20 protein-coding genes are annotated in these 22,087 nt (G+C 69.5%); 9 read left to right on the top strand and 11 right to left on the bottom strand.

Annotated elements, in window-relative coordinates; all coding sequences use genetic code 11:
- Positions 1-138: 138 nt before the first annotated feature.
- Positions 139-1,050, bottom strand: coding sequence for a helix-turn-helix domain-containing protein (locus ACZ6Z4_RS05670; protein WP_465558506.1), 912 nt, complete (start codon positions 1,048-1,050; stop codon positions 139-141).
- A gap of 291 nt (positions 1,051-1,341) precedes the next feature.
- The gene (locus ACZ6Z4_RS05665) at positions 1,342-1,908 is read right to left on the bottom strand and encodes a GtrA family protein (RefSeq protein ID WP_465558504.1); all 567 of its coding nucleotides are present in this window, start codon (positions 1,906-1,908) and stop codon (positions 1,342-1,344) included.
- A gap of 153 nt (positions 1,909-2,061) precedes the next feature.
- On the opposite strand from ACZ6Z4_RS05665, the gene ACZ6Z4_RS05660 reads away from it, so the two are divergent.
- The 3 genes from ACZ6Z4_RS05660 (at position 2,062) to ACZ6Z4_RS05650 (ending at position 5,052) form a co-directional block, all read left to right on the top strand.
- Positions 2,062-3,243: a 5-(carboxyamino)imidazole ribonucleotide synthase gene (locus ACZ6Z4_RS05660; RefSeq protein ID WP_465558502.1), complete on the top strand. Its 1,182-nt coding sequence runs from the start codon at positions 2,062-2,064 to the stop codon at positions 3,241-3,243.
- A gap of 10 nt (positions 3,244-3,253) precedes the next feature.
- Complete coding sequence (gene purE / locus ACZ6Z4_RS05655) at positions 3,254-3,751, top strand: 5-(carboxyamino)imidazole ribonucleotide mutase (protein WP_465558500.1); 498 nt, start codon at positions 3,254-3,256, stop codon at positions 3,749-3,751.
- 80 nt (positions 3,752-3,831) lie between these two features.
- Positions 3,832-5,052 (top strand): MFS transporter, encoded by a 1,221-nt coding sequence (locus ACZ6Z4_RS05650; protein WP_465558498.1) that lies wholly within the window; start codon positions 3,832-3,834, stop codon positions 5,050-5,052.
- A gap of 3 nt (positions 5,053-5,055) precedes the next feature.
- Here the strand turns inward: ACZ6Z4_RS05650 and ACZ6Z4_RS05645 are convergent, their stop codons facing one another.
- Positions 5,056-6,393 (bottom strand): UDP-glucose dehydrogenase family protein, encoded by a 1,338-nt coding sequence (locus ACZ6Z4_RS05645; protein WP_465558496.1) that lies wholly within the window; start codon positions 6,391-6,393, stop codon positions 5,056-5,058.
- Positions 6,394-6,529: 136 nt separating this feature from the next.
- On the opposite strand from ACZ6Z4_RS05645, the gene ACZ6Z4_RS05640 reads away from it, so the two are divergent.
- Entirely contained in the window at positions 6,530-7,693 is a 1,164-nt protein-coding gene (locus ACZ6Z4_RS05640) for an acyl-CoA dehydrogenase family protein (protein ID WP_465558494.1), read from the top strand.
- Positions 7,694-8,012: 319 nt separating this feature from the next.
- Here the strand turns inward: ACZ6Z4_RS05640 and ACZ6Z4_RS05635 are convergent, their stop codons facing one another.
- The 5 genes from ACZ6Z4_RS05635 to ACZ6Z4_RS05615 all read right to left on the bottom strand — a co-directional run bounded on the left by ACZ6Z4_RS05635 (position 8,013) and on the right by ACZ6Z4_RS05615 (position 13,568).
- Positions 8,013-8,264 (bottom strand): hypothetical protein, encoded by a 252-nt coding sequence (locus tag ACZ6Z4_RS05635; RefSeq protein WP_465558492.1) that lies wholly within the window; start codon positions 8,262-8,264, stop codon positions 8,013-8,015.
- A 147-nt stretch (positions 8,265-8,411) separates the two neighbouring features.
- The gene (locus ACZ6Z4_RS05630) at positions 8,412-10,808 is read right to left on the bottom strand and encodes a hypothetical protein (RefSeq protein WP_465558490.1); all 2,397 of its coding nucleotides are present in this window, start codon (positions 10,806-10,808) and stop codon (positions 8,412-8,414) included.
- Positions 10,809-11,054: 246 nt separating this feature from the next.
- On the bottom strand, positions 11,055-11,936 hold the full coding sequence (locus ACZ6Z4_RS05625; RefSeq protein WP_465558488.1) for an MBL fold metallo-hydrolase: 882 nt from the start codon (positions 11,934-11,936) through the stop codon (positions 11,055-11,057).
- Positions 11,937-11,952: 16 nt separating this feature from the next.
- Positions 11,953-12,795, bottom strand: a complete 843-nt coding sequence (locus tag ACZ6Z4_RS05620; RefSeq protein ID WP_465558486.1) for an SAM-dependent methyltransferase — start codon at positions 12,793-12,795, stop codon at positions 11,953-11,955.
- A 155-nt stretch (positions 12,796-12,950) separates the two neighbouring features.
- A complete protein-coding gene (locus ACZ6Z4_RS05615; RefSeq protein ID WP_465558484.1) occupies positions 12,951-13,568 on the bottom strand; it encodes a PH domain-containing protein in 618 nt (205 codons plus the stop codon).
- A gap of 118 nt (positions 13,569-13,686) precedes the next feature.
- Here ACZ6Z4_RS05615 and ACZ6Z4_RS05610 point away from each other — a divergent pair, with 118 nt between their 5' ends.
- Complete coding sequence (locus ACZ6Z4_RS05610) at positions 13,687-15,084, top strand: OFA family MFS transporter (RefSeq protein WP_465558482.1); 1,398 nt, start codon at positions 13,687-13,689, stop codon at positions 15,082-15,084.
- A complete protein-coding gene (locus tag ACZ6Z4_RS05605; protein ID WP_465558480.1) occupies positions 15,081-15,188 on the top strand; it encodes an MFS transporter small subunit in 108 nt (35 codons plus the stop codon). Before ACZ6Z4_RS05610 ends, ACZ6Z4_RS05605 begins: the two co-directional genes overlap by 4 nt.
- Here ACZ6Z4_RS05605 and ACZ6Z4_RS05600 read toward each other — a convergent pair.
- From ACZ6Z4_RS05600 to ACZ6Z4_RS05590, 3 genes are all read right to left on the bottom strand, one after another.
- The gene (locus tag ACZ6Z4_RS05600; protein ID WP_465558478.1) at positions 15,178-15,987 is read right to left on the bottom strand and encodes a biotin--[acetyl-CoA-carboxylase] ligase; all 810 of its coding nucleotides are present in this window, start codon (positions 15,985-15,987) and stop codon (positions 15,178-15,180) included. The genes ACZ6Z4_RS05605 and ACZ6Z4_RS05600 overlap by 11 nt on opposite strands.
- Positions 15,987-18,626 (bottom strand): phosphoenolpyruvate carboxylase, encoded by a 2,640-nt coding sequence (locus ACZ6Z4_RS05595; RefSeq protein ID WP_465558476.1) that lies wholly within the window; start codon positions 18,624-18,626, stop codon positions 15,987-15,989. Before ACZ6Z4_RS05595 ends, ACZ6Z4_RS05600 begins: the two co-directional genes overlap by 1 nt.
- A gap of 96 nt (positions 18,627-18,722) precedes the next feature.
- Positions 18,723-19,361 (bottom strand): TetR/AcrR family transcriptional regulator, encoded by a 639-nt coding sequence (locus tag ACZ6Z4_RS05590; RefSeq protein WP_465558474.1) that lies wholly within the window; start codon positions 19,359-19,361, stop codon positions 18,723-18,725.
- A 67-nt stretch (positions 19,362-19,428) separates the two neighbouring features.
- Here ACZ6Z4_RS05590 and ACZ6Z4_RS05585 point away from each other — a divergent pair, with 67 nt between their 5' ends.
- From ACZ6Z4_RS05585 to ACZ6Z4_RS05575, 3 genes are all read left to right on the top strand, one after another.
- Positions 19,429-19,911, top strand: a complete 483-nt coding sequence (locus ACZ6Z4_RS05585; protein WP_465558472.1) for an SCP2 sterol-binding domain-containing protein — start codon at positions 19,429-19,431, stop codon at positions 19,909-19,911.
- 175 nt (positions 19,912-20,086) lie between these two features.
- Entirely contained in the window at positions 20,087-21,664 is a 1,578-nt protein-coding gene (locus ACZ6Z4_RS05580) for an acyl-CoA carboxylase subunit beta (RefSeq protein WP_465558470.1), read from the top strand.
- Between the two features lie 13 nt (positions 21,665-21,677).
- Positions 21,678-22,007: an acyl-CoA carboxylase subunit epsilon gene (locus ACZ6Z4_RS05575; protein ID WP_465558468.1), complete on the top strand. Its 330-nt coding sequence runs from the start codon at positions 21,678-21,680 to the stop codon at positions 22,005-22,007.
- The last annotated feature ends 80 nt before the right edge of the window (positions 22,008-22,087 follow it).

Raw genomic sequence — 22,087 nt, 5'->3', positions numbered from 1 at the left:
CGGGACAGCAGGAAGGTAGCCAGCGCGCGGCGGGCCCGGGCCGAAAACTGTTCGGTCGTCGTACGACTCGTTCGGGGCCGGCGTTTGCGCAGGTCAGAGGCCCTTGGTGTGAACAGATTTACGGGGTTTTGGGAGCCTTCACCACAGCCAGCGGACGCCGACCGTCCCCGATCTGACCTGCGGGACGACCAGCGACGTGGTCCCCGACCCGCCCAGCCACAGGTCGCCGACCAGCCGGTCGGGCCCGTCGGCCCCGGTGCGTTCGTACCGGCGGATCCAGGCCGGCTGCCGGCCGAGGAACCGCAGCTGCAGAGTGTAGAGGCCGCCGGGCCGGGTGAAGTGCCGGTAGAAGTGGTCGAGTGGCTGACTCACCGGCAGCCGCAGCTCGTAGTCGACGACCGTGTGCTCCCCCACCCGCAGCGGCCGGTCGAACAGGAACTCGGCAACGAACTGCCGCGTCGTCAGGTCGCACCGCACCCGCCCCCGCCGCCCGAACGCCACCCCGACCAGCTCCGGCACGAGATCCTCCGGGTCTTCGAGCTCGTGGTAGACCACGCACCGGTCGACGTCCTCGACCGCCGCCTCGGCAACCAGCCGAACCCGCTGCCGCCGGATCTCCTTGTCCTCGTCCACCACCAGCACGTCGTTCGTGCTCAGGTACGCCAACCGCCCGTCCGGCGGCGCGTCCAGCTCCGTCAGCAACGCCTCCGTCGACGGCCACAACTTCCACCGATCCAGCGTCCCCGGCGGATGCCCCAACCACCGCCCCCGCGGCCGCCGCCCACCGAGCAGCGCCACCAGCCCACACTCCGGCACCCCGAGGATCTCCTCCAACTTGCCCAGAGCAACCAACGAGGCCCCCCGCTCCGGCCGGCTCCGCCCCCGCCGCCAGTACGACAACGCCGTCGGACTCACCGAAACCCCCGCCAGCTCCAGCCGCTCCGAAAGCTCCCGCAACGAAAGCCCCGAAGCCGCGATCGCCACATCCAACGCCGCCTCGAACGGCCCCGACCGCAACAACCCGGCCAACTCCCGCCTGGCACCCACCACGCCGCCTCCCGCAGTAGCCCTCCGCCGAGTCTGAAGGACAGACGCCACCGAGGGAACGGCTCAGCGCCCCCGGTGACCGCGACGCGCCCGTCTCACTCCCGTGGTCACCACAAGGGCGAATAGTTGACGCAACAGGCACTTCCGTCTCGCGGCCCGGTGCTCGCCCCGGCGTTCCTGCGCGGCGACGCGCTGGACCACTTCACTCAGGGGTTCACCGACCGCCCGCTGGAACTGCTGGCCGAGGAGCGTGAGCTGATCGCCGCGCTCCGGCGTACCGGTGAAAGCCCGGGGTCAGCGGACGACGGGGAGGTCGCCGGTGTTGTCGGCGTCGAGGGCGGCCGGGGAGTCCGGAGCCTTCGGGTGGTGCTCGGCCTCGTCGAGGGCGATCTCCTCGCGGAAGACCCACTTGCGGTAGGACCAGAAGCGGAACAGCGTGCCAAGACCCAGGCCGATCACGTTCGCGGAGATGTTGTCGGCGAGCGCGGTGTGCAGGTCCAGCACGTAGCGGGAGAAGCCGAGGCAGCCGGCCGAGATCAGCAGGCCGATGCCGTTCAGCACGAAGAACAGCACGTACTCGCGGTGCAGCCCGGTGCGCTCGCGGTGCCGCCAGGTCCAGTGCCGGTTGCCCAGGTACGTCGCGACGGTGGCGACCGTGACCGAGATGAACTTCGCCGTCACCGGCCGGTCGTGCAGCATCCCGTCACCGTGCGTCCCGAACACGACCAGCGGGTTGTCGAACACCAGCCAGTTGTAGATCGGCAGGTCGACGACCATGCCGAGCAGACCGACCAGCCCGAACTTGGCCACTTCGTGCACCAGGTGCTCGACCTGGCGGTACAGCGTGGTGAAGATCTTCAACGGACCAGTGGACTCTCTGTGAACGGGCGATCGCGGGGCACCTTTCACGGTACCCGGCCGAGGGGCCGACACGAAAATCGCCCGCGCGCCGCAGTGGCCGCCTCGCGCCGGGTGATGTAAGCGGGCCCGACGGCAACGACTAGGCTCAGGCGGGTGAAGTTCGAGCGAAAAGACCTCCCGGTCGGGACTCCCGTGGTGGGCATGGTCGGCGGCGGGCAGCTGGCCCGGATGACGCAGGAGTCGGCGGTCGCGCTGGGCATCCAGCTCCGGGTGCTGGCCGAGGGCCCGGCCGTGTCGGCGGCGCAGGCGGTGGCCGACGCCCCGGTCGGCGACTACCGCGACCCGGCCACGGTCAAGGCGTTCGCCGCCGAGGCCGACGTGGTCACCTTCGACCACGAGCACGTGCCGACCGAGCTGCTCCGTGAGCTGGAGGCGGCCGGCGTCGCCGTACGGCCCGGTCCGGACGCGCTCGTGCACGCTCAGGACAAGGCGGTGATGCGGCAGCGGCTGGACACCATCGACGCGCCCGCACCGGCGCACCAGGTCGTTGCCTCGCCCGCCGACGTCGAGGACTTCGCCAAGCGCGTCGGCGGCTTCCCGATCATCCTCAAGACCACCCGCGGCGGGTACGACGGCAAGGGCGTCTGGGTCGTCGACGGCCCGGACGACGCCGCGGTGGCGCAGGCGTTCGGTTCCGGCGTACCGATCCTGGCCGAGGAGAAGGTCGACTTCGTCCGCGAGCTGTCCGCGATCGTCGCCCGCAGCCCGCACGGCCAGGCCGTCGCCTACCCGGTCGTCGAGTCGGTCCAGAAGGACGGCATCTGTGTCGAGGTGACCGCGCCCGCGCCGGGGCTGGACCCCGACAAGGCCGCCCAGGCCCAGCAGACCGCGCTGCGGATCGCCGGTGAGCTCGGTGTCGTCGGCATCCTCGCCGTCGAGATGTTCGAGGCCCGCGACGGGCGGCTGCTGGTCAACGAGCTCGCGATGCGCCCGCACAACACCGGCCACTGGTCGATCGAGGGCGCCGTCACCAGCCAGTTCGAGAACCACCTCCGCGCCGTGCTGGACCTGCCGCTGGGCTCCCCGGCCGCGCGGGCGCCGTACACGGTGATGGTGAACGTGCTCGGCGGCGACCCAGACGTCACAGCGGACATGCACTATGCGCTCCTCCACTGCATGGCGCGCGACCCGGGGCTGAAGGTGCACTTCTACGGCAAGTCCGTGAAGCCGGGCCGCAAGGTCGGGCACGTCACGGCGTACGGCGACGACCTCGACGAGGTCCGCGAACGCGCGCGGCACGCCGCGGCGTACCTGACCGGCACGATCGACGAGTGAGGAACCGGCCATGAGCGTGGGCATCGTGATGGGATCGGACTCCGACTGGCCGGTGATGAAGGCCGCCGCGGAGGTCTGCGCCGAGTTCGGCGTGCCGTTCGAGGCGGACGTGATCTCCGCGCACCGGATGCCGGTGGAGATGATCGAGTACGGGCGGGCGGCGCACGGGCGCGGCCTGAAGGTGCTGATCGCCGGCGCCGGCGGCGCGGCGCACCTGCCGGGCATGCTGGCCGCGGTGACGCCGCTGCCGGTGGTCGGCGTACCGGTGCCGCTGAAGTACCTGGACGGGATGGACTCGCTGCTCTCGATCGTGCAGATGCCGGCCGGCGTCCCGGTCGCGACGGTCTCGATAGGCAACGCCCGCAACGCGGGGCTGCTCGCCGTACGGATCCTGGCCGCGCACGACCCGGAGCTGCTGAAGAAGATGACCGACTTCCAGGACTCGCTGGCCGACCTCGCCCGCGCCAAGGGCGCTGCGGTGCGTGACGGAGCCGACGAGCTGCGTTAAACCGCACCCCAGACGGTTTTCCACACCCTCGGGGCGGGTAGCCGTGAGATCCCAACCATTGTCGTCTAAGGTCGTCGATCGTGACTCCGCCCGCAGAACCGGATACTGAGCGCATCCCGGTCCGTTACTGGATCTGGCTGCTCGGTGCCGCTGTGTCGCTTCTCGGCGACATCACGATGACGTTCGCCATCGGCTGGTCGGCCAGCCACTACGGCGGGCAGATCGCCGGCCTGGTGCTGCTGCTCGCGGCGGCCCCGCGGGCCGCGCTGCTGCTGATCGGCGGCGCGATCGGCGACCGGTTCGGTGCTCCGCGGGTGCTGCTGGTGAGCTGTACGGCGATGTTCGTGCTGACCGCGGTCCTCGTCCCCGTGACGATCGCGATCGACGAACCGGTCTGGCTGCTGCTCGGCACCGCGCTGCTGGTCGGTGTGATCGACGCGTTCTTCCTGCCGTCGTCCCGCTCGATGCCGCGACTGCTGGTCCCGGCCGCGCAGATTCCCCGGGCGATGGCCAGCTTCCAGGTCACCGGGATGGTCTTCGCCGTGATCGGTGCGGCCGTCGGTGGCGCGCTGGTCGCCTGGGCCGGGCTGACCGCCGCGGCCGGGTTCGACGCGCTGACCTTCGCGGTGATGATCGTGGTGCTGATCGTGATGGGCAAGGCGATCGCGCCGCCGCCGAAGATGACGACGGGGATGTTCCGCTCGATCGCCGAGGGCCTCAAGGTCGCGCTCGGGCGGCCGCTGACGCGGACCCTGCTGGTCACGATGACGCTCGCGGCCGGCCTGCTGATGCCGATGGACGCGCTGCTGCTGCCACTGCTGGCCCGTGACCACGGCTGGGACGCCGGGCGCGCCTCGCTGCTGATCGCGGTCCGCAGCCTCGGGGTCGGGCTGATCGCGCTGCGGATCCTGATGCGCGGGGCGTTCCAGCGCCCGGGCCTGGTGGCCGCGGTGGGTCTGCTGCTGGCCTCGATCGGGTTCCTCGGGCTCGCCTTCCTCGACCCGCTGCCGCTGACGATGGCCGCGGCGATCATCAGCGGTCTCGGCGTCGGCACCTTCACCGGGCACCTGCTGCCGCTGCTGATGAACTCGGTCGAGAAGGAGTACCAGTCCCGGCTGCAGTCGGTCGTCGTCCTGTGTCAGAGCCTGGCGCTGGTCGTCATGAACCCGCTGCTCGGTTTCTTCACCGACCTCGACGGGATCGGCATCACCGGGGTCCTGCTGGGCATCAGCGTCCTGACCGCACTGATCGGGTTCTTCGCGCTGACCCGCCCGGTGATGCGCGACGCCACCGTCGCCTGAGTACTACGGCTTGCCGGGCGCCCGGTAGGTCCAGCCCGCCTCGCGCCACTTGGCCGAGTCCAGCACCAGCCGCGCGTCCAGCATCACAGGCGCCGCGACGACGTCCTTCAGCTCGACCGGGTCGAGCGCGCGGAACTCCGGCCACTCGGTCAGGTGCAGCACCAGGTGCGCGCCCTCGCAGGCCTCGATCGCCGAGGCGGCGTACCGGAGGGTCGGGCGCACGCGTCGCGCGTTCTCCATCGCCTCCGGGTCGTACACGGTCACCGTCGCGCCGTGCAGCTGGATGCGGCCCGCCACGTCGAGCGCGGGCGAGTCCCGTACGTCGTCCGTACCGGCCTTGAACGCGGCGCCGAGCACCGTCACGTTGCGGCCGACCCACTCGGCGCCGAGCAGCTCGTGGGTGACGTCGACGATCCGGGCGCGGCGCCGGTAGTTGATGTCGTCGACCTCGCGCAGCAGCGTGATGACCTCCTCGACCCCGAGCTCACCGGCCCGGGCCATGAACGCGCGCAGGTCCTTGGGCAGGCAGCCACCGCCGTACCCGGGTCCGGCGTTGAGCATCCCGCGGCCGATCCGCTTGTCGAAACCGAGCGCGTCGGCGAGCTGGGTGACGTCGGCGCCGGTCGCGTCGGCCATCTCCGACAGCGCGTTGATGAACGAGATCTTCGTGGCCAGGAAGGCGTTCGCGCCGCCCTTGACCAGCTCGGCGGTCGGCAGGTTGCAGACCACGACCGGCGTGCCCTCGGCGATCGGGGTCGCGAACACCTGCCGCAGCGTCTGCTCGGCGCCGTCCGTCTGTACGCCGAACACCAGCCGGTCCGGGTGCAGCGTGTCGTCGACACCGTGCGCCTCGCGCAGGAACTCCGGCTGCCAGGCGATCTCGACGCCGGTCCCGGCCGGAGCCTCGGTGTGGAAACGCTGCTCGACGAGCTTCGACGTACCGACCGGGACGGTCGACCGCCCGACGACCAGCGTCGGCCGGGTCAGCAGCGGGGCGAGCATGTCGACGACCGAGTTCACCTGGGCCAGGTCGGCGGCGTCGCTGCCCTCGGTCTGCGGCGTCCCCACGCAGATGAAGTGCACGTCGGCCCAGTCGGCGATCTCGCGGTAGTCCTTGGTGAAGCGCAGCCGCCCCGACTCCACGTGCTTCTTCAGCAACGGGTCGAGCCCCGGCTCGTACAGCGGGGCCTTGCCGTCGTTGAGCAGCTTCAGCCGGTGCTCGTCGATCTCGACGCCGATCACGTCGAAGCCGAACTCGGCCATTCCGGCGGCGGTGTTGGCCCCGAGGTAGTTGGTCCCGATCACCGCGATCCGCAGCGAGCCGGTGGGCGTCTCAGTCATGCGGGCGACTCTACCGAGGCGGGTTTCCGGCCGGTGAACGGCTCTGGTCGGCCGCAAGTACCTCCGGGTGCGCCGTACGTCACTTTCCGGTGCCGGGAGGTCGTCGTCCGGGGCGATCCGTCGTAGATTGCAACTCGTGAGTAACTCATTCGACCTGTACGCGCTGTCCGAGGAGCACGAGGCGATCCGGGCGGCGGTCCGCGACGTCTGCGACGCCAAGGTGGCCCCGCACGCCGGGGACGTCGACGAGCTCGCCGAGTTCCCGAAGGCGTCGTACGACGCGCTGAAGGCCTCGGACTTCCACGCCCCGCACATCCCGGAGGCCTACGGCGGCGCCGGTGCGGACGCGCTGGCCACGGTGATCGTGATCGAGGAGGTGGCCCGCGCCTGCGCGTCCACCTCGCTGATCCCGGCGGTGAACAAGCTCGGCTCGCTGCCGCTGCTGCTGTCGGCGTCCGAGGAGGTCAAGCAGGCCTACCTGCCGCCGGTCGCGGCCGGCGACGCGATGTTCTCGTACTGCCTGTCCGAGCCGGAGGCCGGCTCGGACGCGGTGTCGATGAAGACCCGCGCGGTCGCCGACGGCGACGACTTCGTGCTGAACGGCGTGAAGCGCTGGATCACCAACGCCGGGGTGAGTGACTACTACACCGTCTTCGCGGTGACCGACCCCGACGCCCGCTCGAAGGGCATCTCGGCGTTCGTGGTCGAGAAGGCCGACGAGGGCGTCTCGTTCGGCGCGCCGGAGAAGAAGCTCGGCATCAAGGGCTCGCCGACCCGCGAGGTGTACTTCGACAACGTCCGGATCCCGGCGTCCCGGATGATCGGCGAACCCGGCACCGGCTTCGGTACGGCGATGGCGACCCTCGACCACACCCGGGTCACGATCGCCGCCCAGGCCCTCGGCATCGCCCAGGGCGCGCTCGACTACGCACTCGGCTACGTCAAGGAGCGCAAGCAGTTCGGCAAGGCGATCGCGGAGTTCCAGGGCCTGCAGTTCATGCTCGCCGACATGGGCATGAAGCTCGAGGCCGCCCGCCAGCTCACCTACGCCGCCGCCGCCCGCTCCGAACGGAATGCTCCTGACCTCACATACTTCGGCGCCGCCGCCAAGTGCTTCGCCTCCGACGTCGCGATGGCCGTCACCACCGACGCCGTCCAACTCCTCGGCGGCTACGGCTACACCCACGACTACCCGGTCGAACGCATGATGCGCGACGCGAAGATCACGCAGATCTACGAGGGCACCAACCAGGTCCAGCGCATCGTGATGGCCCGCCAACTTCTGAAGGGGCTGACCTAAAGGACACCGCCTCCGGCGGCGACAGCTTCTTTTGGCGCCTTCGGCGCGTGGGGCAGCACGGTCCGCCAGCGCCGATCCGCAGCCAGTTCGCGGTGATGCGGTGTCGCCGGCGGCGGATCTGACTGCACCGGCCGTTGCCGTATGCGCGTCATCCGGCGGCGCAAATACAGTCGATCGATCTGGGCTTCGAGCCTGGGCACCACCGGCGATTGACACGCGATGAGCCGCACTGCAGGTGCAGCCTGTCTTGCGACGGTAGGTCCAGCGCATCATCATGGCCCGCCAGCTGCTGAAGGCTCTTGGCTGAGCCGTCGCCATATCAGGCAGCGGTCGACCAACAGCGCAGCCCCAGGCGCAATGTCGCTGGCCTGACAACGCAGCTCGCGAGAGATCCACCAGCCGGCGGGTCCTCGGCCGAGACGGCGTTGGCGAGGTAGATCGAGCCGGTGCCGGAGGCGTCGACGATGAAGAAAGTCGGGCAGTCGTCGCCGGACTTCAGCACCTCGACGACTTCGCCTCGCACGTCGACGCAGTACTCAAGGAACCAGTCCGCATCACCTGAATCGACCATGCCGTCGTCATCCGCATCTAGTCCACCGTTCAGCTTTCTCGGCGGTAGCTCAAGCAGACGAGGAATGCCTGAGCCAGTGCAGCTGTGCAGTTGATGAAGGAGATCAGACTATTAGCATCATGCCGAGGTTCAAATCAAGCAGCGGCGTCAACGAAGACCTCGCGGAATTCGCCGTGGATGCTTGTCAGGACTGACGAGCTTGAATTCATGGCCGAGTTCCTTCATCTCGGCGTCTGATTCACCATCCGATCCGTCATAGATCGTCTGTAGTAGGTCTTTGGTGACTTGGTCCATGACGATCACGCAGCCACGAGGCAACGTCAGTTGATGCTTCTTCACACGGAGGTATCTCGTCATCTTCTCAATAAAAACGGCGCGATCATCGCCGACCGCCGGCGTCGCCCAGACGAGCAGGTATGCGTCGCTCTTCGAGTGGCCGAGCGCTACGGTGAGACTGTGCTCGCGGCTGCCCGAATCGATGCTCAGCAACTTGTCAGTCGCCCGAAGTAGATCGCTCTGCGTTCTGGTCGAGCAAGACAACAATGTGGCTCCGACGCTCAGCCACGCCTCGACCTCGCGCTCCTGTAGCAGTCTCGCGAGTGGCTTCATCGGGGAGTGCTGAAGTTCCGGTTTCGGCGCGGCTGTCGGCGAGAAGCCCCGGTCGTACCAGAACCACGCGTCCAACGGATCGGTACGGCTGGTGATGAGCCCCCTCCGTTGCCGACGACGTCTGTCGATATCGGCCGTCCGTGCCCGCTTGACGAAGCTCAGTTCCTCGCTGACCCGATGCGGATCGGGCTCGACGTAAAGACCCGCCTCAAGAAAGTACAGGAAGTAGTCGAGCTCGTCGACGGCGGTGTAGAACATGGTCACCTCGGGATTGCGCCGCCGTCGGACATACAGCAGGAAGGCCGCAGAAGGTTCGGCGAGTTCGGTGATCAGATCGAGATCGTGAAGCGAAACCGTCCACGGAATCTCCGTCGGCTTCAGTAGACCGACCAGAACCAGGTCGACTGTCGTCGTCGCAATCCCGGACAGGTCGTCGAGGCTGACCGCCACCGTGTGTATCTCACGAACTTCGGGGAGATCCACCCACTCGCCACTCCGCAGCCGGAAGCCGCGATCCCGCTGCAGGGCCCTCTTCAGTCGACCGGCTTGGTCGGCAGCCGCCGTAACGATCCGTGTCAGATCGCCGCGCAGTCGCCGAGTCTCACCGGCTCGGGCTCTGGGGGTGAGCGCGACTGCCTTTGCCTCGACCACGAACGCGACATCGTCCATTACGACGAGCAGATCGCCCTCGACCATCTTTGAGTAGGCTGCGGGCGCTCCTGCGGACTCCGCCTCTGTCGACGGCACGAAGTACTCGAAGCCGTTCCACACCTTGGCCTGCGGCAGAACGCGGCGGAAACACTGTGCGGTCCGGCGCTCAAGGACCTTGCCGCGGTGCGACTGATAGGTCTCCCAGGCGTGCGTGGACTTGAGCACCTGTTCGAGGTTTTCACGGACGGCCGGGAGGATGAGTGCCTCGTGCACCACCATCATGCGGCCCTCTCCAGTGGTTAGGAGTGGGTGTGTCCGGAGGGGATTGTTTCCACTCGTGAACTCGCGGGCCGCAGTCACGGGAGTCCAGTCGTCGATCGTCAGCCGGAACTGCGTCGCGACCGCAGCAATAGTTTCGATGTCGACTCCGCTGCGCTCTGCGACGGAGGCTTGGTCAACAGTGACCTCCAGTTCACCCGGCTCCCACGCGGCATCCCAGAGGGTCTTGAGTTCAGTGCGTCTCTGCTCGGTCAGGGGTATCGCGGACCGCCGAGCAGCATCCATCTCGCTGAGGCAAGTTTCCAGCCGTCTGTTCATCCCGTCGACTTGGAGCGAGTGAATTGCCTTCAGAGTCGCGATCGCGGCCGAGGCGTCGAACCCGACTGCCGCCGACAGAGCCGAGCTGACCGCCGGCGAGCCGAACAGGTCTGCCAGTGTCTCCTCGACCATCTCCGGGTACGAGGAATTTCGCAGCCAGATCTCGCGGCCTCGGGAGGCGGCTTGGATCTTTGCCATGACATCCGGTTGCTCCGCGATCATCGCGGCGACGAATTCCTCCGCCGTGGCCAACTCCATCACCGCGGTCGCCCGGGACCCGAGGTCCTCGAGAATTGGCGAGATCGGAGCATAGTCATCCGTCGTCCAGCTGGAGCGATCGGCAAAAGCGATCAGCGTCAAGAGTTCGGTTTGGGCCGCGCCTCCGTCGGTGCCGGGTCTCGTCTCCTCCCTGCCGACACTCCACGGTAGACAGCTGAGACGGGCGCCTTCGCACAATCTGAATCTATTGTGCTGCCGAGCGATATCTGCGATCCCGTTCACGGCGGCAGTAAGCCGCTGATCGGCCGCAGAGAGTGGATCAGCCGTCTCGACGAGTTCCTTGACCTTCTCGGCGAGGCCGTGGAGTGACTGCAGGATTGTCGAGACATGGTGATCCAATCGCTGCTCGGCAACCGGTCTGCGCCGCCGCTCGCTCCGTCGGCGCCGCTGCGCCTTACTTCTCGCCATGGAGGCACCCAACCAGGCGACACCGACAGTTCTCAGGCGCCGTCCCAGGACTCGTGGCGAATAGGCCTCAACACGCAGCCCTACGCTGTGGACGGGTCCGCTTGCGGACAAGCCAGGCAGATTGGCGCCGACGCACAACCCGCCCCGAGCACCCACCACCCGTTCATCCGCTCTGCCAGATGCACTCGGCACAGTGCGGCCGGCAGCTCAAAGCCCTGCGCGCGGGTGGTGGCGCCCGGCCGTCCGTTAGAAGTCCGAACGGACCGTCGTTACCGCATCCGCGATCGGGCCGTGGTGGAGGGGGCCGTGGCCGGGGAGTAGGAGGTCGGCGTCCAGGGCTTCCAGAGGGGTGAGCGCGGACAGGAGCTCGGCGCGGGACGCGTGGGCGAACATCGCGGGGAGCAGCTGTGGGCCGGTGGTCGGTGACAGCGGGTGGCCGGTGACCAGGGCGTCGCCGGTGATGACGGCGCCGGCGGCGGGGAGGTGGAAGGCGGTGTGGCCTGAGGTGTGGCCGTGGGTGGGGACGGGGACGGGGGCGCCGGGGAGGTCCAGGGCACCAGCACCCGCACCAGCAGCTCCAGCACCCGCACCAGCAGCTCCAGCTCCATCACCGGCTCCGGCTCCGGCTCCGGCTCCGGCTCCGGCTCCGGCTCCGGCTCCGGCATCAGCATCAGCATCAGCACCGGCACCGGCACCAGGGAAGGCCTGTGCGTGCGGGGCGGTGACGTCTTGGGTGGCGCCGTTGCGGAGGATGTGGACGGCCCATGGGAGGACCCGTGGGCGCCAGATGTTCTTCAGCAGGGTCGGCGGGGTGAGCTGCTCCAGGTAGTCGCGGTGGGCGTGGGCGACCTCGGTCGGGTCGAAGTACGCGGGGGTGCCGTAGCGGGTGTGGAACGGGTTCACGGCGCCGAGGTGGTCGACGTGGGCGTGGGTGACGAGGATTGCGCGGACGTCTTCGGGGCGGCGGCCGATCGACCGGATCGACTCCTCGACGTCGTTCAAGTCGCCGGGGTAGCCGCCGTCGACCAGGGTCAGGTCGGTGCCGTCGCGGAGGAGGATCCAGTTGACGGCGGAGCCGCGGACCAGGAAGACGTTCTCGGCTGCTTCGACCACTCGGTTGTCGCTCACCCGTTCAAACTAGCGCTCAGGGCTTGCGGGCGACCGCGCAGTACAAGAAGTTGCCATCGGCGTCGATCTCGGGGGCGTCGGGATCCGGTGCACCGGGCGGGTTCCAGTCCGATAGCCGGACCAGGCCCGGGCTGAGCACCTCGAGGTCGCCGAACAGGGTGAGGATCTCGGCGGGCGTGCGGAACCGCAGGCCGGGGAAGCTCGGGCCGAGCTGCTCCTCGAACGCGTCGGCGAGCTCCGCGGCCGGGCTGCCGTCGCGCGGGTTGCAGGCGTGGCTGATCGCGACGTACGAGCCGGACGGCAGGTGGTCCAGGTACTCCGCCTGGATCTTCCGCGCGTCGTCGAGGTCCGGGACGTGGTGCAGCACCAGGGCCTCGATCAGGGCGATCGGGCGGCTGTCGTCGAAGCCGACCACGACGGCCTCGTCGACCAGCACCTGGCGCGGGCGGGTCAGGTCGGCGGCGACGAACGCGGTGTAGTCGTTGTCGACCAGCAGCGCCCGGCCGTGCGCGATCACCGACGGGTCGATGTCGACGTACACGACCCTGGCCCGCGGCCGGACGGCCTGGGCGACCTGGTGGAGGTTCTCCTCGGTCGGAAGACCAGCGCCGAGGTCGACGAACTGGCCGACCTGCTGCTCACCGGCCAGCCATCTGACCACCCGCCGCAGCCAGCGCCGGTTCTCCCGGGCCCAGAGCGGCAGGTCCGGCACGACCTCGAGGAGCTGACGGTAGAGCTCCCGGTCGGCCTCGTAGTTGTCCTTGCCGCCGAGCAGCAGGTCGTAGACGCGCGCATTGCTGGGTCTGCTCACGTCGACGAGCGGCGGCTCGTCCACCCCGTCGCCGGCTGGCTCGATCATCCCCGAAACCCCTTCACTTCTTGGCCTTGCGGTCAGTCCTCCGAGGCTAGCGCGAAGGGGTGGGGCAACCCGGGGCAGATCACGGGGCATCCCGGGGCAGATCGCAGGGCAGATCAGGACGAATTCGGGGCAGATCCGGGGCAGATCGGGGCAGATCAGCGCCGGTCGTTGTCGTCGGAGCTGAACAGGGTCTCCGAGTCCGGCTCCTCGGCCGGCCGCTGGGAGCGGATCCGCTGGTGCTCCGGCGGCGCCTCGTCGTCCAGGTACCCGTCGCCGGGCTTGCCGTCCGGGCCGCCGAAGAGCAGGTCGGACATCTTCAGGTGCATCATCTCGACGTGCGGTACGTCGGGCAGCACCACGTGCCCGCCCTCGCTGGCCGACTGGATCTGCAGCGTGCCGCAGCCGAGCATCCGGTCGATCAGGCCGTGCTCGTAGGAGACGTCATTGATCCGCATCAGCGGGATGTCGCGGCCGGTCCGGGTCAGGATGCCGTGCCGGGTGATCAGGCGCCGGTTGGTCAGCGTGTACGTCGAGAAGAACCAGTTCAGGAACGGCTTGGCGCCGAACACGATCAGCACCAGCAACCCGACCACGCCGATCGCGATCCGGGCCGGGGTCTGCAGGCTGCCGGCCGGCACGATCGCGGCCAGGAACCCGCCGCCGGCCGCCACCACGAGCAGCAGGAAGACCGGGAAGATCAGTGCCTTCCAGTGCGTCCGGGTGTCGACGACGACGTACTCGTCCTCACCCAACAACTTCGCCGAGATCGCCATGAGATCAGTCAATCACGAGACGAGCGCCACCGGACCGGCGAAATGATTTAATGCTTTACAGAATGCATACAGTGCGCCAGTATGCGCCGGGGGGCTACCTGTTAAGGAGTCAGTTCTGATGGCCATCTTGTCGGTCCTCGACCGGGAGCACAGCGTCGCACCCCCGGGCTACAGCCGCTGGCTGATCCCGCCGGCCGCGCTCGCGGTCCACCTGTGCATCGGGCAGGCCTACGCCACCTCGGTCTACAAGACGTCGATGGTGAAGCACTTCGACGCCAGCCAGACCTCGATCGGCGTCATCTTCAGCATCGCGATCGTGATGCTCGGCCTGTCCGCCGCGATCGGCGGCACCTGGGTGGAGCGCAACGGCCCGCGCAAGGCGATGTTCGTCTCGGCCTGCTTCTGGGCGGCCGGCTTCGGAGTCGGTGCCCTGGGCATCGGAACCGGCCAGCTCTGGCTGGTCTACCTCGGGTACGGCGTGATCGGCGGCATCGGCCTCGGAATCGGCTACATCTCGCCGGTCTCGACGCTGATCAAGTGGTTCCCCGACCGCCCGGGCCTGGCCACCGGCCTGGCGATCATGGGCTTCGGCGGCGGCGCGCTGGTCGCCAGCCCGCTGTCGCGCCAGCTGCTCAGCCTGTACGACGACGGCTACGACCCGAACAACTCCGCGTCGGTGGCCGGCGGCGGTGCGCTGGTCGCGCTGTTCCTGACGCTCGGCATCGGCTACTTCGTGATCATGATGTTCGGCGTCTTCAACATCCGGGTCCCGGCCGAGGGCTGGAAGCCGGACGGTTTCGATCCGTCGACGGTCAAGCAGAAGGCGCTCGTCACCACGGCGAACGTGTCGGCCGCGAACGCGATCAAGACCCCGCAGTTCTGGCTGCTGTGGGTGGTGCTGCTCTGCAACGTCACCGCCGGGATCGGCATCCTCGAGCAGGCCAGCCCGATGATCCAGGACTTCTTCCGCGGCGCGGACGGCAAGTCCTCGGTCGCGGTCGCCGCGGCCGCCGGGTTCGTCGGCGTGCTCTCGATCTTCAACATGGCCGGCCGATTCGGCTGGTCGACCACGTCGGACCTGATCGGCCGCAAGCCGATCTACGCGCTGTACCTCGGCGTCGGGATCGTCGCCTACGCGCTGCTGGCCACGGTCGGCCACAACAGCACCGCGCTGTTCGTCCTGCTGGCCGCGGTCATCCTGTCCTTCTACGGCGGCGGTTTCGCCACCGCACCGGCGTACCTGCGGGATCTCTTCGGCACGTACCAGGTCGGCGCGATCCACGGCCGGCTGCTGACCGCATGGTCGCTGGCCGGGGTCTTCGGGCCGCTCATCATCAACGGCTTCCTGGACCGCGAGGGCAAGCCGGGCACGCTGACCGAGACGGCGTACCGCCCGGCGCTGTTCACGATGGTCGGCGTGCTGGCGATCGGTTTCGTCGCCAACCTGCTGATCCGCCCGGTCGCCGCCAAGTTCCACGAGCCGTCCAGCACCGAGTCCGCGGAGGCGGCCAAATGAACCAGACTCCTCGCCTAGTCCTGTCCTGGCTGCTGGTCACGATCCTGCTCGGCTACGGCGTCGTGCAGACGCTGATCACCGCGGCGAAGCTGTTCACCCACTAGTTCGTAGATGTGTCACGTCCCCGGCGGCCAGCGCGTGCTGGCCGTCGGCGGCGTCGACGAGCAGGCGGCCGTCGGTGTCGAGCCCGGTCGCCGTCCCCTCCAGGAACTTCCCGTCCGGCAGCTCGACCCGGACCGGCCGGCCGATCGTTGCCGACAGCCCCTGATAGTCGGGCAGGATGACCGCGGGGTCCCCCGCCGCGTCCACCCACTCCCGGTACCGCGCCTCCAGGTCCCGCAGTACGGCGGCCAGCACCGTCACCCGGTCGGTCGTCGCGGCGCCTTCCAGCGCCAGTGAGGTCGCCGCCGGGTGCGGCCGCTCGTCGGCGCGCAGCGTGACGTTCAGTCCCATCCCGACGATCGCCGCCGGCCCGTCGACCCGCTCGAGCAGGATGCCGGCGAGCTTCCGGTCCTCGACCAGTACGTCGTTCGGCCACTTCACCTGTGCCGGAACCTCGGCAACCCGCCGTACGGCGGAGGCGACGGCCAGCGAGACCAGCAGCCCCAGCCACGGCCAGCGGACAGCCGGTACCGCATCAGGGCGCAGCAGGACCGACGTCAGCAGCGCAGAGCGCGGCGGAGTGGTCCAGGTCCTCCCCAGCCGCCCTCGTCCGGACGACTGGTACTCCGCTGTCGCCACCAGACCCTCAGGAGCTCCGGTACGTGCAGCGGCGGCCAGGACGGCGTTGGTGGACGGCGTCTCGGCCAGTACGTCGATCTGCGTCCACAAGCCACCAGGACGCACCAAGCGCGCCCGCAGGAACTTCTCGTCCAGCGGAGGGCGCTCCAGGTCTCCGAACATCAGCCGGTGTTCTGCAGGCCGGCGGCAACGCCCGAGACGGTCAGCAGCAGCAGCCGTCGTGTGCGCACGATCTGCTCCTCGTCGAGGGAGTCGTCGGTGCGCAGGGTCCGCAGCGCTCGCAGCTGCAGGTAGCTGAGCGCGTCGACGTACGGGTTGCGCAGCTCGACCGCGCGGCCGAGCACCCGGCGTCCGGCCAGCAGCCGGTCGCCGCCGAGCACCTTGAGCACCCACTCGGTGGTCAGAGCGTGCTCGTCGAGCATCAGCTGGGACAGGTCTTCCCGGTCGCCCAGCTCCAGGTAGCGGCCGAGGATGCGCCGGTCGGTCTTGGCCAGCGACATCTCCGCGTTCTCCAGCATCACCTGGAACAGCGGCCAGTTCTTGTTCGCGTCCTGCAGCTTGGCGACGTCGCCGACCGCCTCCAGTGCGGAGCCCAGGCCGTACCAGCCCGGCGCGTTGACGCGGGCCTGCGACCAGGCGAATACCCACGGGATCGCCCGCAGGTCCTCCAGCGACGACACCGCCACGCCACGGCGAGCAGGGCGCGAGCCGAGCGGCAGCTGGCCGAGCTCCTCCAGCGGGGTGACCCGGCCGAACCACTCGGCGAACCCGTCGGCCTTCACCAGCCGGTGGTACGCCGTCTTGGCCGCCTCGTCCAGCACCTTCTCCACCTCGCCGAACCGGTCAGCGGCCTCAGCGGCCCGCTCCTCGATCGCCGGGGTGGACGCCAGCAGCGTGGCGGCGGTGACCTGCTCGATGTGCCGCTGGGCGATCGCTGCGTTGCCGTACCGGGCCGGGATCGCTTCGCCCTGCTCGGTCAGCTTGAACCGGCCCGCCACCGAGCCAGGCGCCTGCGCCAGTACGGCGCGGTTGGCGGGGCCGCCGCCACGGCCGAGCGCGCCGCCGCGGCCGTGGAACAGGGTCAGCCGGATGGCGTTGCGCTGGGCCCAGGCGGTGATCCGCGCCTGTGCGTCGTACAGGGCCAGGGTCGCCGAGACCGGGCCGACGTCCTTGGCGGAGTCGGAGTACCCGAGCATGACCTCGAAGCGCCGGTCGTTCGCCGTCAGGCGGTGCCGGACCCGGGTCAGCTGGATCGCGTTGTCCAGCACCTCGACCGAGTTCTGCAGGTCCTCACCGGTCTCGAACAGCGGTACGACGTCCAGCTCGATCGGGCGGCCGTCCAGCGCCGCGTCGGCCAGCTCGTAGACCGCGGCCAGGTCGCCGGCGTTGCGGGTGAACGACACGACGTACCGGCGGCAGGCCTCGGGGCCGAAGCGCTGCTGGATCTGGCCGATCACCCGGAGGGTGGCCAGCACCTCCTCGGTCTGGTCGGACAGCTCGCCGCCGCCGAGGACCTCCTCCAGCGCCTTCGCGTGCACGGAGGAGTGCTGCCGGACCTCCAGCTCGGCCAGGTGGAAGCCGAACGAGCTCACCTGCCAGATGAGCTGCTGCAACTGCCCGTACGCCTGGCGGGGAGCACCTGCTGTCACCAGTGAGTCCTGCAGGACCTTCAGCTCGTGCAGGAAGTCAGCGGCCCGCGGGTAGCCGAAGTCGGCGTCGCGACCACGAGTAGCGGCCAGGCGGCGCGCTGCCAACAGCAGGAGCTGCCGGTGCGGCTCAGCGGGCGAGCGGGTCTCGATGTCGGCGATCAGCTCCGGGTTGACCGCCCGGGCGTCCTCCAGAATCCGGCGTACCGGGGCGGACGGCGGGGTGGTCGCCGCGTCCAGCGTCAGCGAGCGGCCGAGCTCGTCGGTGGCCTGCTCCAGCGCGCGCAGCACGTGGTCGGCCTGGATCTGCATCGCCTCGCGGGTGATCGCGGCGGTGACGTTCGGGTTGCCGTCGCGGTCGCCGCCGATCCAGGAACCGAGCCGGACGAACGGCGCGACCGCCGGCGGGCGGGTACCCGCAGCGTCCCCGGCCAGCGCGTCGTCGAGGCGGCGGTAGACGTTGCCGACGACATCGAACAGGGTCTCCTCGAAGACCGCCATCGCCGAGCGCACCTCGTCCAGCGGCGTCGGCCGGCTGGTCCGCAGCTGCGACGTGCGCCAGAGGATGTCGACCTGCTCGACCAGGCTGCGGCGGTTCTCGGCCAGCTCGGCGTCACCGGCGCGCGGGTCGTTGCGCTCCTCCAGCAGCGAGGAGATGCGGCGGATCGTCGCCAGTACGGCGCGGCGGCGGGCCTCGGTCGGGTGCGCGGTCAGGACCGGGCGGAACTCCAGCCCGTTGAGGAGGGCGCGGGCCTGCTGCTCGCCGGCGTCCACGGAGATCTGCTCGACGGCCTGGGCCAGCTCGGACACCGCCGGCGCGTCGCCGGAGCGGTCGCGCTCGCGCAGGACGCGGGCGCGGTGCAGCTCCTCGCTGAGGTTCGTCAGGTGGAAGTAGCAGGTGAACGCGCGGGCGACGTCCTCGGCGCGCTCGTGCGGCCAGGTCGCGACCAGCTGCTCGGCCGCCTCGCCGTCCCCGGCGATGGTCAGCTCCCGCAGTTTCTCGACGTCGTCGAGCAGCGGCTGCCCGGCGTACTCGACCAGGATCCGGCCCAGGATCTCGCCGAGCAGGCGGACGTCACCCCGCAGTTCCTCGGGGACTTCGAAACGTGCGCGGGTACGGGTGCGGGCGTTCGCCTGACTGCCGGTCTCGGTCACGTTCGCCCACGATATCTGTGGCCGCGCTCTCTCGCCTCATGGTCCGGCCAGTGAACGCAGATCGTGACCGAGCGTGCTGGTGGTACGACGGACAGCTCAGACCGAGCCGAACCCTCCGCCGACCACCTGAGAGACCACCTGGGCGAGCTCCGCGGGAGTCCGGTCGGTGCCGTCGACGACGAGCATCCGGGCGCAGGCCTCGGTCATCGAGGCGAGCATCTCGGCCAGGACCGGCAGGTTCGCGTCCGGCGCGGTGACGCCCGGCAGCGACTGCACGAGCGTCAGCCGCAGGCCCTCGACCAGGAACGCGCGGGCGGCCCGCACGCGGTCGGCGACGGCCGGCGCCGCGCCGTACTGGGCTCCGAAGACGATCCGCCAGGAGTGCGGGTTCTTCGCGGCGGTCTCCAGGAACGCGGTCAGGCCCTCCAGCACGTGCTCCTGCGGCGTACCGACGGTCGGGTCGGCCGGCAGCGCGGCCATGATCGAGAGCACCAGGTGCTGCTCCTCGCGGGCCAGCAGCGCGAGCAGCAGCTCGTCGCGGTTCGCGAAGGACGCGTAGACCACCGGCTTGGTCACCCCGGCGGCGTCGGCGACCGACTGCATCGTCGTCCCGGCGTACCCGCGCTCGGAGAAGACTTCCAGGGCGGCCTCGAGGATCATCGGCCGCCGGCGTTCCGGGCCGAGGTGCGCGGCCCGGCGGCGAGGTTCCGCAACCGGCTCGTCGGGGCTGACCACTTGACAAACCTACCAGGTCGTAGGAAATTCCTACGGTCTGGTAGGAAGTCGCCACGGGGAGGTCTGCTTGACCGAACGTGGCGGTGCGCACTGGCTGGAGGCCGGTGACTGGTCCGGGCTCGAACTGGGTGAACTCGCCCGGCTGGTGGACCGGACGTCGGAACGGGAGCTTCGGCATCGACTCATCGGGGGTGTGCGAGAGATCGCGTTGCGCGAGATCTTTCGCCGGATGCCGGAGTACCTCCGACCCGCCCGGGCCACCGGGTTCGACGCCGTCGTCACCTGGCAGATCACCGGCGCCGCCGGCGGCGTCCACGGCGAGGGCGTCGACGAGTACCACCTGAGGATCACCGACGGCCGCTGCGCACTGATCCCCGCCCCGGCCACCCCGCCCGACATCTCGGTCCGCACCGACCCGGCCACCCTGCTGAGAATCGTCACCGGCAACGAGGACCCGGTCACAGCGGTGCTGAAGCAACGCCTCTCGGTCCGAGGCGACCTGGCGCTGGCCGCCCGCCTGACGAAGATCTTCGCCGTCGGCCCCCACTGACCCCCAGGCGGCATTCACCCCAGCAAGTACCGACCACCGCCCCGCGCACATCACCGTCTCACCCTCCACCCCAGCCGCGGATTTCCTTCCCTTTCTTTCTCTTTCTTTCCCCCCACCCACCACTGCGTCGGACATCACAGGCGCAACACCTACTAGCCAGTTAGGCTGCCGGTTTATGGGAGAGACCGTGAACATCCACACCACCGCCGGGAAGCTCGCGGACCTGGAGCAGCGGCTGGACGAAGCCGTGCACGCCGGGTCCGAGCGGGCGGTGGAGAAGCAGCACGCGCGGGGCAAGAAGACGGCCCGGGAGCGGATCGCGCTGCTGCTCGACGAGGGATCGTTCTCCGAGCTCGACGAGTTCGCCCGGCACCGCTCGACGGCCTTCGGCCTGGACGCCAACCGCCCGTACGGCGATGGCGTGGTGACCGGATTCGGCACCATCGACGGCCGCCAGGTCTGCGTGTTCGCCCAGGACTTCACCGTGTTCGGCGGCTCGCTGGGTGAGGTGTTCGGCGAGAAGATCGTCAAGGTGATGGACCTGGCGATGAAGATCGGCTGCCCGCTGATCGGCATCAACGACTCCGGCGGCGCCCGGATCCAGGAAGGCGTCGTCTCGCTCGGCCTGTACGGCGAGATCTTCCGCCGCAACGTCCGGGCCTCCGGCGTGATCCCGCAGATCTCCCTGATCATGGGCCCGTGCGCCGGCGGCGCCGTCTACTCCCCGGCGGTCACCGACTTCACCGTGATGGTCGACGAGTCGTCGTACATGTTCATCACCGGCCCGGACGTGATCAAGACCGTCACCGGTGAGGACGTCACCCAGGAGGAGCTCGGAGGCGCCCGGACGCACAACACCAAGTCCGGTAACGCGCACTACCTGGGCAGCGACGAGGAGGACGCGGTCGACTGGGTGAAGGCCCTGGTCGCGCACCTGCCGCAGAACAACCTGGAGGACCCGCCGGCGTACGACTTCGCCGCCGACCTCGAGGTCAGCGACATCGACGCCGCGCTGGACACGCTGATCCCGGACTCGCCGAACCAGCCGTACGACATGCACACGGTGATCGAGGCGGTCGTCGACGAGGGCGACTTCCTGGAGGTGCAGGCGCTGTTCGCGCCGAACCTGATCGTCGGCTTCGGCCGCGTCGAGGGCCGCCCGGTCGGCGTGGTCGCGAACCAGCCGCTGCAGTTCGCCGGCACCCTCGACATCGACGCCTCCGAGAAGGCCGCCCGGTTCGTCCGCACCTGCGACGCGTTCAACCTGCCGATCCTGACCTTCGTCGACGTCCCCGGCTTCCTGCCCGGCACCGACCAGGAGTGGAACGGCATCATCCGCCGCGGCGCCAAACTGATCTACGCGTACGCCGAGGCGACCGTCCCGATGATCACCGTGATCACCCGCAAGGCGTACGGCGGCGCGTACGACGTGATGGGCTCCAAGCACCTCGGCGCCGACATGAACATCGCCTGGCCGACCGCCCAGATCGCCGTGATGGGCGCCCAGGGCGCCGTCAACATCCTGCACCGCCGCGAACTCGCCGGCGCCGACGACGTCGAGTCGCGCCGCCAGCAGCTGATCACGGAGTACGAGGACCACCTCGCCAACCCGTACATCGCGGCGGAACGCGGCTACATCGACGCGGTGATCAAGCCGAGCGAGACCCGCGCCGAGATCATCCGCGCGCTGCGCCTGCTCCGCACCAAGCGCGACACCCTGCCCCCGAAGAAGCACGGCAACATCCCCCTCTGACGGGAGCCCTCCGATGACCGACACCTCCAACTCCCTGGGCGCTGCGGACGCTTCGCACGCGCCCGCCGACTCGCAGTCCGCCGCTGACTCGCTGTCGGCCGCTGACTCGCCGTCCGCCGCTGATTCCCCGTCCGCCGCGAGCACCCCCGTCCTCCGCGTCGTCAAAGGCGACCCCTCCCCCGAGGAACTCGCCGCCCTGCTCGCCGTGGTCTCCGCCCGCGCCGCCGCCCCCGCCCCCGAGCCCGACACCGAACGAGCCAGCGACTGGGCGACGTACTGGCGCCACGCCAAACGCCCGCTCCACCCAGGCCCCGGCCGGTGGCGCGCCAGCGCACACCCGTAACCGCGCGGGCGAGCCCCGAACGTCAGCGGCGCGTGGGTCGGCACCTGAGCGGCGCATGGGCCGGCGACTGCAGCTCGGGC

The organism is Kribbella sp. NPDC104740, assembly GCF_055583505.1.
The sequence above is the reverse complement of the archived record's forward strand: the minus strand, read 5'-3'. Positions and strand labels throughout refer to the sequence as shown.

Bases quoted from the DNA above. Each gene is read 5' to 3' on its own strand.
- purE (WP_465558500.1), top strand. From the start codon at position 3,254: ATGAGCGTGGGCATCGTGATGGGATCGGACTCCGACTGGCCGGTGATG.
- ACZ6Z4_RS05645 (WP_465558496.1), bottom strand. From the start codon at position 6,393: ATGACTGAGACGCCCACCGGCTCGCTGCGGATCGCGGTGATCGGGACC.
- ACZ6Z4_RS05635 (WP_465558492.1), bottom strand. From the start codon at position 8,264: ATGGTCGATTCAGGTGATGCGGACTGGTTCCTTGAGTACTGCGTCGAC.
- ACZ6Z4_RS05630 (WP_465558490.1), bottom strand. From the start codon at position 10,808: ATGGCGAGAAGTAAGGCGCAGCGGCGCCGACGGAGCGAGCGGCGGCGC.
- ACZ6Z4_RS05620 (WP_465558486.1), bottom strand. From the start codon at position 12,795: ATGATCGAGCCAGCCGGCGACGGGGTGGACGAGCCGCCGCTCGTCGAC.
- ACZ6Z4_RS05615 (WP_465558484.1), bottom strand. From the start codon at position 13,568: ATGGCGATCTCGGCGAAGTTGTTGGGTGAGGACGAGTACGTCGTCGTC.
- ACZ6Z4_RS05610 (WP_465558482.1), top strand. From the start codon at position 13,687: ATGGCCATCTTGTCGGTCCTCGACCGGGAGCACAGCGTCGCACCCCCG.
- ACZ6Z4_RS05605 (WP_465558480.1), top strand. From the start codon at position 15,081: ATGAACCAGACTCCTCGCCTAGTCCTGTCCTGGCTGCTGGTCACGATC.
- ACZ6Z4_RS05600 (WP_465558478.1), bottom strand. From the start codon at position 15,987: ATGTTCGGAGACCTGGAGCGCCCTCCGCTGGACGAGAAGTTCCTGCGG.
- ACZ6Z4_RS05580 (WP_465558470.1), top strand. From the start codon at position 20,087: ATGGGAGAGACCGTGAACATCCACACCACCGCCGGGAAGCTCGCGGAC.
- ACZ6Z4_RS05575 (WP_465558468.1), top strand. From the start codon at position 21,678: ATGACCGACACCTCCAACTCCCTGGGCGCTGCGGACGCTTCGCACGCG.